This is a genomic window from uncultured Fibrella sp. (genome assembly GCF_964250085.1).
Taxonomy (GTDB): Bacteria; Bacteroidota; Bacteroidia; order Cytophagales; family Spirosomataceae; genus Fibrella.
In genome coordinates, this window is the sequence record NZ_CAXUEC010000009.1 from 199,351 (window position 1) to 211,057 (window position 11,707).

The 11,707-nt window shown below is 52.8% G+C and carries 10 protein-coding genes; 7 read left to right on the forward strand and 3 right to left on the reverse strand.

All coding sequences use genetic code 11. From position 1 onward, the window contains the following. The first annotated feature begins 63 nt into the window (after positions 1-63). Positions 64-1,017, forward strand: a complete 954-nt coding sequence (rluF, locus tag ACFE8Q_RS23855) for a 23S rRNA pseudouridine(2604) synthase RluF (RefSeq protein WP_375447951.1) — start codon at positions 64-66, stop codon at positions 1,015-1,017. A 203-nt stretch (positions 1,018-1,220) separates the two neighbouring features. Here rluF and ACFE8Q_RS23860 read toward each other — a convergent pair whose 3' ends face one another. Both ACFE8Q_RS23860 and ACFE8Q_RS23865 read right to left on the reverse strand, forming a co-directional pair. Next, positions 1,221-1,388, reverse strand: a complete 168-nt coding sequence (locus ACFE8Q_RS23860; RefSeq protein WP_375447952.1) for a hypothetical protein — start codon at positions 1,386-1,388, stop codon at positions 1,221-1,223. Positions 1,389-1,634: 246 nt separating this feature from the next. Then, positions 1,635-3,137, reverse strand: a complete 1,503-nt coding sequence (locus ACFE8Q_RS23865) for an NAD(P)H-hydrate dehydratase (protein WP_375447953.1) — start codon at positions 3,135-3,137, stop codon at positions 1,635-1,637. A 107-nt stretch (positions 3,138-3,244) separates the two neighbouring features. Here ACFE8Q_RS23865 and rplS point away from each other — a divergent pair, with 107 nt between their 5' ends. The 3 genes from rplS (at position 3,245) to ACFE8Q_RS23880 (ending at position 5,593) form a co-directional block, all read left to right on the forward strand. After that, on the forward strand, positions 3,245-3,628 hold the full coding sequence (rplS, locus tag ACFE8Q_RS23870) for a 50S ribosomal protein L19 (protein WP_375447954.1): 384 nt from the start codon (positions 3,245-3,247) through the stop codon (positions 3,626-3,628). A 178-nt stretch (positions 3,629-3,806) separates the two neighbouring features. Next, complete coding sequence (gene dapF / locus ACFE8Q_RS23875; RefSeq protein WP_375447955.1) at positions 3,807-4,592, forward strand: diaminopimelate epimerase; 786 nt, start codon at positions 3,807-3,809, stop codon at positions 4,590-4,592. A gap of 71 nt (positions 4,593-4,663) precedes the next feature. Further along, positions 4,664-5,593 carry a bestrophin family protein gene (locus ACFE8Q_RS23880; RefSeq protein ID WP_375447956.1) on the forward strand — a complete coding sequence of 310 codons (930 nt, stop codon included), beginning with the start codon at positions 4,664-4,666 and terminating at the stop codon, positions 5,591-5,593. Between the two features lie 27 nt (positions 5,594-5,620). Here the strand turns inward: ACFE8Q_RS23880 and ACFE8Q_RS23885 are convergent, their stop codons facing one another. Further along, on the reverse strand, positions 5,621-5,926 hold the full coding sequence (locus ACFE8Q_RS23885) for a rhodanese-like domain-containing protein (RefSeq protein WP_375447957.1): 306 nt from the start codon (positions 5,924-5,926) through the stop codon (positions 5,621-5,623). A gap of 189 nt (positions 5,927-6,115) precedes the next feature. On the opposite strand from ACFE8Q_RS23885, the gene ACFE8Q_RS23890 reads away from it, so the two are divergent. The 3 genes from ACFE8Q_RS23890 to ACFE8Q_RS23900 all read left to right on the forward strand — a co-directional run bounded on the left by ACFE8Q_RS23890 (position 6,116) and on the right by ACFE8Q_RS23900 (position 11,706). Beyond that, the gene (locus ACFE8Q_RS23890) at positions 6,116-9,319 is read left to right on the forward strand and encodes a SusC/RagA family TonB-linked outer membrane protein (RefSeq protein WP_375447958.1); all 3,204 of its coding nucleotides are present in this window, start codon (positions 6,116-6,118) and stop codon (positions 9,317-9,319) included. Between the two features lie 127 nt (positions 9,320-9,446). Then, positions 9,447-11,042: a SusD/RagB family nutrient-binding outer membrane lipoprotein gene (locus tag ACFE8Q_RS23895; RefSeq protein WP_375447959.1), complete on the forward strand. Its 1,596-nt coding sequence runs from the start codon at positions 9,447-9,449 to the stop codon at positions 11,040-11,042. Between the two features lie 142 nt (positions 11,043-11,184). Continuing rightward, on the forward strand, positions 11,185-11,706 hold the full coding sequence (locus ACFE8Q_RS23900; RefSeq protein WP_375448078.1) for an HD domain-containing protein: 522 nt from the start codon (positions 11,185-11,187) through the stop codon (positions 11,704-11,706). Position 11,707: the final 1 nt, after the last annotated feature.

The window sequence follows — 11,707 nt, forward strand, 5'->3', positions numbered from 1 at the left end:
TAACCAGGTGCCGGGGTTTGGGCACCACGGTTTCCTTTCTGTCCGTTAACTCATCGAAGCCAAATGGAGCAAAGCTCAAAACGACTGAATAAATTCATCAGCGAAAGCGGGTTATGCTCTCGGCGAGAGGCAGACCGGTTTATTACCCAGGGCGTTGTGTTCATCAATGGGCGCAAAGCGGTGATTGGCGACCAGGTGAAACCCAATGACCGTGTGCGCGTGAACGGAAACAATCTGGAACCCCGCGATAGTGATAACGTATTTCTTATTGCGCTGAACAAACCGGTGGGGGTAACCTCTACCACCGAAGAAAACGTGCGCGATAACATTGTGCAGTATGTAAACCACAGTGAACGGCTCTTCCCAATTGGTCGGCTGGATAAGGATTCGCAGGGGCTTATTTTTCTGACCAACAACGGCGATCTGGTCAACAAGATCCTGCGGGCCGGCAACAAACACGAAAAGGAGTATGTGGTGACGGTAAACAAACCCTTGACCGACGCGGTAATTACCGGCATGGCCAACGGGGTTCCGATGCTGGGCGTCATCACCAAGAAATGTAAAATAGTGCGGGAAGGCGCCACCACCTTTCGGATCACACTTATTCAGGGATTGAACCGGCAGATTCGCCGAATGTGCGAACATTTCGGCTACGAGGTAACGAAGCTGGAGCGGGTTCGGATCATGAACATTAACCTGAAGGGCCTGCCCGTTGGCGATTGGCGGGATTTAACCGATAGCGAAAAGGAAATTATTTATGGCCTACTGGAAGGATCAACTGGTCTGGACGAGAAAAAGCTCAGGGGAGATCAGGCACCCAGAAAGAAGAAGCCTATAGGCTCCACCAGAACAACTGGGGCGAAAACAGTCGGCTCACCCAGAACAGCCGGGCTCAAAAAGCAAGTGGCCACCCCGCCACCACAGTCCCGCCTGGGCAAGCCGGCTCAAAAGAAGACAAACAGCCGGACTGAAAGAAGTAAGCCAGAGCAGAAGAACGGCCGCCGTAGCAAACGATAGAGTAACGCTACGGACTGCCAGTTTCGTTTAGCCGTTTTCACCGCTCAAATGTGGACACTTAGTGAAAGGATGATCTGGCTACACTCGCCTACACCCCGGCCTTGATCACGTATCTGGCACTATGATAAAGCAGAAGACCCCCTATACTGAAGAAGGCCAAACCCTCGCGAGTTTGGCCTTCTTCAGTATAAGGAAGATCATCACTAGAACAACAGCCCTTTAGCGATGAGTGGGTAGATAAAGTGATAGATGATGTAGGCAAACAGAGCCATAGTAGCACCTCCCAGGGCAGCAGTCTGACCTAAATCAGCCGATGATGACTTTGACTTGGATTGGCTCATTCGCCATTCGCGCTGTGTGTAGTTACTCATCTTGGGTGTCCGTTTAGAATATGTTCTTGTTGTTACACAAAATTGGTGCCTCTTTAACAGACTCCTTAGCGCGAAACTACGCTACGGGCATACGTGTATCTACGTAGCTGATTTAACGGCGTTTGCGGCTGGCCCAATGTGAGTTAGACTTATTCAGCGGTTTATGGTAACCGGCACTTTCCCAATAAACAGTACTACGTAATTGTAGAATTTATTCTACAGATTCTATAGATTTTTGTGCATGAATTACCACGCCCAGTTCAGGCTTTCGATTACATCAGAAGCGGTTAAACCGATCTGTCCGCGTGCCTGCGCTGCCCTGTCACCGGCCTGCCCATGCGCAAAAACACCCAATACGGCTGCTTCTACCGGGTCGTAACCCTGAGCGAGTAACGCCGAAAGAACGCCCGTCAACACATCGCCAGTGCCGCCGGTACTCATGCCAGGATTACCCGTCGAATTGAAATGCACCTCTCCATTGGGAAGGGCAACGGCCGTATGGGCGCCTTTCAACACAACCACAACCTGCTGACGCTGAGCAAACTCGCGTAGCAGTTCCAACTTGTCGTAGTCATTCTGCCAACGCTGCGTGAGCCGCTCAAACTCTTTCGGGTGCGGCGTCAGAATACTGTTTTCGGGCAGTAAACCGATCAGGTCTTTATTGGCCGCCAACAGGTTCAGTGCATCCGCATCAACCACCACGGGTTTGTTAAAATTAGTCAGAATCTCCCGCAGAAAACGGGCCGTTTCGGGTGCTTTGCCCATACCCGGCCCTACGCCGATGGTCGCATAGTCGGTTAATGAGGGGCCGTCTACGTCGCTATGCCCCGTCAACACGCGCTCGTCAACATCGGGGCGGCACATGGCTTCGGGGACAGCCGTTTGCATGACAACGTACCCACAGGCAGGCACTTGCACCGTCAATAGCCCAACGCCCGACCGCAAACAGGCTCTGGCAGCCAGTACACCCGCGCCAATTTTGCCGTAACTGCCTACCAGCAACAAAGCATGACCAAATGACCCTTTGTTCGAGAACCGTTCGCGCCGCCGTAACAACAGCCGCGCTTCGGCTTCTGTTGTATAATAATAAGGCGTGGGGGCCTGATCGATAAACCGTTGGTTGAGGCCAATATCGACCGTATGCCACTCGCCAACCGACCGTGCATTGCCCGGTAACAGCAGGGCCAGCTTGGGCAGATCGAAGGTAACCGTATGATCAGGCCAGATCGTGACCTCGCCGGGCTGGTTGGGCTGATTGGCTTGCAGGCCGCTGGCGATGTCGACCGAAACCACCTGTGCCGGCGCCTGGTTTATTCGCTCGATCACCATTTTGACAAGCCCTTCGGCCGGTCGCGAAATACCCGATCCCAAAATAGCATCGATCACTACATCACGTTGGCGCAGCGTAGGCATGTCGCCCGGATTCTCAATGTAGTGCGGGTTGATCAGCAGTTTGAGACGCCGATGATTGTGCGCAAAATCGTCGGACTCGCGGGGCGCATAGCGCACAACGAATACCTCGACAATGTAATTAGCCTGAACCAGCAGGCGGGCGATAGCCAGTCCATCGCCGCCATTATTACCAAGGCCGCAGAAAACTTTTACGGGTGTGAACGCATCATAACGAACCGTGAACCAATCGACGAATGCCTGCGAGGCACGCTCCATCAATTGACTGGGAGCAATAGGTTCATAGGTGATAGTAGCTTGATCAAGTTGACGAATCTGTTCAACGTTGAGAATTTTCATAGAGGTGAAGGGGGCTGTCTTAAGCAAAACTATTTTCTTACAACGAATTAAGTACTATCTTTGCGGCTCGATTTTGAAAAAATATCCTGACGATATACAATACGGTCATGAGTGAGCTGATTAAATTAGTGGAAGCCGACAACGCCCAACGGCGTGCCGACATCCCCGTGTTTCGCGCCGGCGACACGGTAAACGTACACGTTAAGATTCGCGAAGGTAGCAAAGAGCGTATCCAGCTTTTCACTGGTACGGTCATTCAGCGTCGCAACCCAAACACCAACGGCGAGACCTTCACGGTCCGCAAGATTTCAAACGGTGTGGGTGTTGAGCGTATCTTCCCCGTGCTGTCGCCAAACGTCGACAAGATTGAAGTAGTACGTCTGGGCAAAGTACGCCGCGCCCGGTTGTTCTACCTCCGTGGTCGTCAGGGCAAAGCCGCACGTGTAAAAGAGCGGATCATCCGGAAACCAGCTCCAGTAGCTGCCGCATAGATTTTTCCTGCATACACAGAAAAGGCTGCTCATGCATGGGCAGCCTTTTCTGTGTATGCAGGAAGCTAGTTCAAAGTCTATCGCTCAAGAGTTCAAAGTCGCGCTGCCTGGCTGCGTGACAGGGCTATAGGCAACGTAACTTTGAACTCTTGAACGTTAGACTTTGAACTAGTTTTTCATGCTCTTCTCAAAATACCAGGGAACCGGCAACGATTTTATCCTGATCGACGACCGGAACAATACGTTTCCCACGCATAATCAGTCGCTTGTTGCCCAGCTTTGTCACCGCCGGTTTGGCATTGGTGCTGATGGACTTATCCTGCTCCAGAACCAGTCAGACTACGATTTTCGGATGGTCTATTTCAATGCCGACGGGGCCGAAGGAAGCATGTGTGGCAATGGTGGGCGCTGTATTGTCAAGTTTGCGCATGACCTCGGTGTCATTAAGAACCATACTCGTTTTCTGGCCGTTGATGGCGAACACCTGGCCGAAGTGGATGGCGAAGAGGTGAAGCTCATGATGAGCAACGTACCTGCCTGGCCTACCCGGTCGGAAACACAAACCGACTATGATTTTCTGAATACCGGCTCCCCGCACGTTGTTAAATTCCTGACCGGGCTGGCCAGTTATGACGTTATCAACGAGGGTCGTCAACTACGCCACGATGCCGCTTTTTCGCCCGGCGGCACCAACGTCAACTTCACCGAAGTTGTTAACGGAAACGGCCTCTTTGTCCGTACCTACGAGCGGGGCGTCGAAGATGAAACGTACTCGTGTGGCACCGGTGTAACGGCCGCAGCACTGGCCGCGCACCGCCATCAGCGTCTCTCCAGCCCCGTGTCGATCCGTACGCTCGGCGGTAACCTGCGTGTCGCGTTTACGGCGCACGCCGACGGCTCGTTTACCGATATCTACCTGATCGGGCCAGCCCAACGGGTGTTTGGCGGCAACATAACCCTTTAGTCAGTTTGCGGTTTACTGTTTACCCGCACCGGTCCGCCAGTACGGGTAAACAGTAAACCGCAAACTGATTGATGATCACCTACACTAAAAATGACTGGTTTCCGGCCATCTGGCACTTTCACACCAGCCCTACCGCCTTCTCACTCTTCAGGCGCCTGTTCTGGGTAGGTGCCTACGTCACAGGCGTTACCTTTCTGGAATTTTACTTCGTTGATCTGCGGCTCAAAAATACCCCCACCGAATTTCTGTCGACGATGGGTATTTTACTGAGTCTGCTATTGCTTTTTCGGACCAACACCGCCTACGACCGGTTTTACGAGGGGCGGCGGGCCTGGGGGTCGCTGGTCAATAATAGCCGAAATCTGGCCGCTTCCCTGAACGCAATCATTCCTGCCGACCGCGCTGACGATCGACTATTCTACACGAAAATGATCGCTAACTTCGCTTTTTCGCTGGAAAATCACCTTCGTAATGATACAAAATCGGACGGTCTGGAAGCAGTCGGCGCTGATGAACTAAGTGAGTTAACGCATTACGACCACGTACCCAATGGCATTGTGGCTCAGTTGCAGGTACGTACCGAACGCCTGTATCGGGAAGGCCTATTCACCGACGCGCACCTGATCAATCTAAGCACCATGCTACTCGTCTTTCTGGATGTAGCTGGTATCTGCGAGCGCATCAAAAGCACGCCTATTCCCTTTTCTTACAGCTTCTTCATCAAGGTGTTCATCCTGATGTACATCTTCGTAATGCCTTTTATCATCATCGATGAATACGGCTATCTGACCATTCCGGCCGTTGTGGCCGTGTCGTATATACTGGTAGGGCTAGAGTTGATCGGTGAAGAAATCCAGAACCCATTTGGCATTGAGCGGAATAATCTGCCACTCAACCAGATTTCCAAAAACATTCGCATCAACGTGCACGAATTAATGCAGTATTACCTCCCGCACGATGAGAAGCAGGACGCAAAAGCCAAGTTTGTGATTGTAACTTGAAGGTATTTAGCGTAGCCCCCCGCCCTTTCATTCGCTTTCCACAATGCCGCCATGCAGGTGGTAGACCGTCTTTCGGGCAAATTCGGCCTGTCGGAGCAGGTCTTTAGCGGCTACCCGGCTACGCACGCCGTTGGTGCATAGCACAATGATCGGATCGTAGGGCAGTAACTCATCACGGCGGGTGCGTATGTCGGCCAACGGGATGTTTATACCGCCAATATTGAACTCATCGAACTCCCATTCATCGCGCACATCCACAACCACTGCGCCGGGTTGCCGGCGTACACTGTCCAGTTCGGGCAGTGACATATCGGTATAGGCTGGGTACGTCATTTAGCTGGACAACACGAGTTGACTCGCCTCTGTTCGGCTAACGCAGAACCTCGTAAGTTACTGCATTAGGAAATCGTTAAGTACATTTTAACAAGCAGTCGCTAATGACACAGTTTGGTAATAGACAGTAAATACTCAGGCAATAACATGACGATAGCTTTGTGGTGAATCAACCATATCCTTATCGCCATGACTGTATTTATACGTCGTTTGCTACTCAGGCACTTAGTAAGTTGTTGTTTTCTGCTCTTCTGTGCGGGGCCAATGCTGGCTCAAACCACGCTTACCGGCAAGGTTATTTCCGCTGACGATCAGCAGGCTATGCCCGGTGTTTCGATCATTATAAAAGGCACAACAGTAGGCACAACCACCCGCGCTGATGGGAGCTACACGCTGAACGTACCTGGCCCCAACAGGACGCTGACTTTCTCGTTCATTGGCTACGAAACCCAGGAAATAGCCGTCGGCAACCGGTCGACCGTCGATGTATCGCTGAACGCAGCGGCGTCAACGCTTAACGAAGTGGTCATAACGGCCCTGGGCATTAAAAAAGACGTGCGCAACACAGGTGTATCAATTCAATCCGTCGATGGCGCACAACTCATTAAAGCGCGTGAACCAAACGCCGTCAACTCGCTGGTTGGTAAGGTAGCCGGTTTAACCATCGGTGCATCGGCCGAGTTGTTGCGGCGGCCCAATATCGTACTGCGTGGCAACACGGATGTACTTTTCGTTGTCGATGGCGTACCGATCAACTCGGATACCTGGAATATCAGTGCCGACGATATCGAGACGTACTCAGTACTAAAAGGCGCATCGGCCTCGGCACTGTACGGATTCCGGGGCAAGAACGGAGCCATCCTGATCACGACCAAACGCGGCACGAAAGACAAGCGGGGGTTTGCCGTAGATGTAAATACCAGCCAGATGGTCGACAACGGGTTTCTGGCTATTCCCAAAGTGCAGGACGAATACGGCCCCGGCGATCACGGCGTTTATGAATTCGTTGATGGAAAAGGCGGCGGTAAAAATGACGGCGACTACGACATCTGGGGACCCCGGTTTGAAGGTCAACTCATTCCACAATACGACAGCCCCGTTGATCCCGTGACGGGCAAACGGACGGGCACACCCTGGGTGGCGCGGGGCAAAGACAACCTCACCCGGTTTTTGCAGGCGGGAATTCTCTCGACCAACAACGTGGCCGTATCGGCTTCGGGCGATAAATACGACCTCCGTTTTTCGGTGTCGCACAACTACCAGCGTGGCCTGGTGCCCAACACCCAGTTGAACAGCACCACGTTTAAGGTCAACACCGGCTATAACTTCACGGACCGGCTCCGGTTTGAAGGCGACATCCAGGTAAACCGTCAGTATACGCCTAATATTCCCGACGTGAACTACGGTCCTAACTCCATGATTTACAACATCGTGATCTGGGGTGGTGCCGACTGGGATGTCGACCAGCTAAAGAATTACTGGCAGCCGGGCAAAGAAGGTACGCAGCAGATTTATGCCGAATACCAACGCTACAACAACCCCTGGTTTACGGCCAAAGAATGGTTGCGGGGCCACTACAAAACAGATATCATCGGCCAGACATCACTCAAATATACCATCACCGACGGTCTTGACCTGACACTACGTACCCAGGTGTCGACCTGGAATTTGCTGCGGACCGAGAAACTACCTTACTCGGCTACCACCTATGGTCGTGAGGAAACGAAAGGCGATTACCGCGAAGATCGTCGCAGCCTGCTCGACAATAACACTGACTTACTGCTGAAGTACAACAAACGGATCAACCCGCTGTTGAGCGTGAACGCCGTGGGTGGAGGCAATATTCGGGTGTACAATTACAACTCGAATTATGCCAGCACCAACTACCTGAACGTACCTGGCGTGTATAACTTCGCCAACTCACTCAACCCTGGTGTCCTATCCAATTTCAATGCCGACATGCGCGTGTTATCGGCCTATTACTCAGCCGACTTTACCCTGAAAGACTACGTGACATTATCGACCACCGGCCGGATGGATAAACTTTCTACCCTGCCAGCGGGCAATAACACGTTCTTCTACCCGTCGGTGGCCATGAGCACGGTACTCTCCGATTACCTGCAGTTGCCTCAGGCCGTTTCGTTCCTGAAAGTGCGGGCCTCCTACGCCAACGTGAAAGACGGCCTGACGGCGTCGACCATTGGCGTGCCGGGCTGGTCGCTGGGGTATGGCGAGCAGTATGCGTCCTCGTATGATGGGCCTACCTACCAGAACTCAGCCGTTTATGGCACGCCGCTAACGGTGAATAATACGTCAACGGCTTACTTCACCAACGCCCTCAATAACCCGAATATCAAGCCCAACAGCACCTCGCAGACCGAAGTGGGCCTGGATGCGCGCTTCCTGAACAACCGGCTGGCTTTTGATGCAGCCTACTACATCAGCGACGATGGCCCCCGTATTTTCAACCTGCCCATCTCCGAAACAACGGGGTATTCGTCGGTACTGGTCAACGGCATCAAGACCCAGAAAACAGGTATTGAGCTGTCGCTGACGGGCAAAGTGCTGACGAATCCGAACGGCCTGAACTGGAACATCCTGGCCAACTGGTCGACCTACAAGGAAGTGTTCAAGGAGTTTTATCCGGGTGTAACGGCGCTCAACACTTTCTTCAAAGTAGGCGACCGGACCGACAAATACTACACAAAAACCTTCGTCCGCTCGCCCGACGGGCAGATTGTCAATGACGCTGGTGGCCGTCCATTACAAACGCCTGTTGCTCAGTTCGTTGGCAACATCAACCCGGATTGGGTGTGGGGTGTAAACAACCGGTTCAGCTACAAAGCCGTTACGTTCAGTTTCCAGTTTGACGGTCGTGTGGGCGGCGTCATCTCCGACTACGTACAACAGAAATCGTATGCCGGTGGCCGGATCATCAACACGGTTCAGGGCGAAATGGGCATTGCCCGCCTGAACGATACCAAAGGCATCAAATCGTATCTGGGCGAAGGCGTTCAGGTGAGCAACGGGGCCAGCATCAACTACGACGCCGATGGAAACGTGACCAACTACAGCGAACTGCAGTTTGCGCCTAACACGACGAAAGCCTTTTTGCAGGATTACATCGCCAAACGGTACGGCTTCGACGGCGGCAATATCATCAGCCGTTCGTTTGCCAAACTGCGCGAAGTGGTGGTAGGCTACACCCTGCCGCAAACACTGGCCAGCCGCATCGGCATGAAACAGGCGTCGATCTCCTTCGTGGGCCGGAACCTGTTCTACTTCGCCGAGAAAAAAGACATCGACCTCGATCAGTTTACCAGCGGTGGCCGGTCAGACCTGCAAACGCCCACGACACGCCGCTACGGATTTAATATTAACCTGACGTTTTAAAAACTACCCCACCCCCGGCTCCTCCCCGTTAGGGAGGGGAGCAATGCTCCGCCAATTAGCGAAGCTACTCTAGCGTTCCCCCTCCCTAACGGGGAGGGGCCGGGGGTGGGGGAAATACCCCAACACAATGAAACCATATCACTTTCTCCTTGTCATTTTCGCCATCGCGCTACTGGTGTCGGCCTGCGAAAAACCATTCGATGAACTCGAAAAAGACCCGAACCGCGCGGTCAATGCCCCCGCTTCGCTGGTGCTTAAGGGAATTCTCAACGACATGTACGACAGCCAGAATAGCCCCTCCGGCTTCGCGGGTGTTACGTATTCACCCTGGGGGAGCGAGCAACGCTACAACCAGTTTTACTGCTCGAACTACAACTACTACGCCACCAACGAATACACCTGGACCAATACGACGCTTAATTTCTACACGTTGAAAGACGTGGTGAAAATGGAAGCAGAAGCAAAACGGGCGGGAGCGGCTGATGTGAATCCGTATTCAGCACTAGGCAAGTTTTTCCGGGCTTATTTCTACGAAAACATGACCCGCCGCGTGGGCGACATCCCCCTCACCGACGCCCTGAAAGATCAGGCCAATCTGACCCCGAAATACGATTCGCAGAAAGCGGTGTACAGCCAGATCCTGAAGTGGCTCGACGATGCCAACACCGACATGACCGCCATCATTACAAAAGGCGACAACACACTGGGCGGCGATTTTTACCTCGGCAACAACCTGCGCCAATGGCAGAAAGTCATCAATGCTTACCGCATCCGGGTTTTGATCAGCCTGAGCAAAAAAGAAGCGGATACCGACCTGGCTATCAGGCAGAAGTTTGCCGACATGATTGGCAATCCAACCAAATACCCGCTGCCGACAGGAATGGGCGATAACCTGCAGTACGTACACAACAGCACCCAGAACAAATACCCCCGCAACCAGGACAATTTCGGACAGAACGCCACCCGCGAGAATATGGCCAAAACATATATCGACCTGCTGGTAGACCGGAAAGATCCGCGCGTATTTGTCGTGGCCGAACCAGCCGCAGCCAAACTGGCTGCAGGGCTGAAACCAACGGATTATGCCGCTTTTGTGGGTGCCTCATCAGGTGAAGATCAGCAGGACATGGCCACGAAGGTGCTTAAAGGCGAATACTCGTACCAGAACCGGAAACACTACTACACCTCGTATGTGGGCGAACCGGTCTTCATTATCGGCTATCCTGAGTTGATGTTCAACATTGCCGAAGGTATTAACCGGGGCTGGGCAACGGGCAATGCAGAGACCTACTATCAGCAGGGCATTGCGGCCTCGATGGGTTTCTACGGCCTGAAAGACGGCGATAATACCGTTACTTTTTCACGCGACGGGGGTATCTTCAATTTCGACAATTACACGGTGAAGGTGAGCATGAGCGATTACCTGGCGCAGCCACTGGTGAAATACGCGGGCAATAACGCAACGGGCCTGAACCAGATTCTGACCCAGAAGTACATTGCGTTTTTCCAGAATTCGGGACTCGAAGCCTTCTACAACCAACGCCGCACGGGTGTTCCTACGTTCCTGACGGGCGTGGGCACCGGCAACAGCGCCCGGATTCCGAAGCGGTGGCTTTACCCATCGAACGAGCGGACAACCAACGGTGATAACCTGAAAGCCGCCCTGACCAGCCAGTACGGCGGCAATGACGATATCAACGCCACGATGTGGTTATTGCAGTAATTTGTTAGTAGTTATTGGTTATTGGAGTTTCGGCAGGTAACGTACCCGAACGAAACCCTAATAACTAATTACGGCTTTGTTGCATGGCTCCTCAAGGCACCATGCAACAAAGCCACTAATAACGAATAACCAAATTCCCATGATGATCGAACAACTATTCGCTCAGAGCGGCGACGATGCATATTTCGGTGAACCCGTCACCCAACTGGAACACGCTTTACAGTCAGCTTTGCTAGCCGAAGATGTGGGAGCAGACCGTGATACGGTACTGGCTGCGCTTTTACACGATATTGGTCACCTGTTACCGGCCGGGTCTGAAGACGGCTACATGGATGGCTACGGCACCATTGATCATGAGCGGCTGGGTGCCGACTTCCTGCGCGAACATGGCTTCTCCGAAAAAACCGCGCAACTGATCGAAAACCACGTCAACGCGAAACGGTATCTGGTGGCGAAAAACCCGGATTACCTCGCCCGGCTATCAGATGCCAGCTTGCAGACGCTCGGCTTTCAGGGCGGCCCCATGACAGCCGATGAAGTCACTGCTTTTGAGCAACATCCTTACTTTAAAGAGATTCTGCAACTCCGCTACTGGGATGAACAGGCCAAAATCCCCGGCTTACCCACCCGCGACATGGCCTACTACCTGACCATGATGGACTAAC

Bases quoted from the DNA above. Each gene is read 5' to 3' on its own strand.
- ACFE8Q_RS23885 (WP_375447957.1), bottom strand. From the start codon at position 5,926: ATGACGTACCCAGCCTATACCGATATGTCACTGCCCGAACTGGACAGT.
- ACFE8Q_RS23895 (WP_375447959.1), top strand. From the start codon at position 9,447: ATGAAACCATATCACTTTCTCCTTGTCATTTTCGCCATCGCGCTACTG.
- ACFE8Q_RS23900 (WP_375448078.1), top strand. From the start codon at position 11,185: ATGATCGAACAACTATTCGCTCAGAGCGGCGACGATGCATATTTCGGT.
- dapF (WP_375447955.1), top strand. From the start codon at position 3,807: ATGCTCTTCTCAAAATACCAGGGAACCGGCAACGATTTTATCCTGATC.
- rplS (WP_375447954.1), top strand. From the start codon at position 3,245: ATGAGTGAGCTGATTAAATTAGTGGAAGCCGACAACGCCCAACGGCGT.
- ACFE8Q_RS23865 (WP_375447953.1), bottom strand. From the start codon at position 3,137: ATGAAAATTCTCAACGTTGAACAGATTCGTCAACTTGATCAAGCTACT.
- ACFE8Q_RS23880 (WP_375447956.1), top strand. From the start codon at position 4,664: ATGATCACCTACACTAAAAATGACTGGTTTCCGGCCATCTGGCACTTT.
- rluF (WP_375447951.1), top strand. From the start codon at position 64: ATGGAGCAAAGCTCAAAACGACTGAATAAATTCATCAGCGAAAGCGGG.
- ACFE8Q_RS23860 (WP_375447952.1), bottom strand. From the start codon at position 1,388: ATGAGTAACTACACACAGCGCGAATGGCGAATGAGCCAATCCAAGTCA.
- ACFE8Q_RS23890 (WP_375447958.1), top strand. From the start codon at position 6,116: ATGACTGTATTTATACGTCGTTTGCTACTCAGGCACTTAGTAAGTTGT.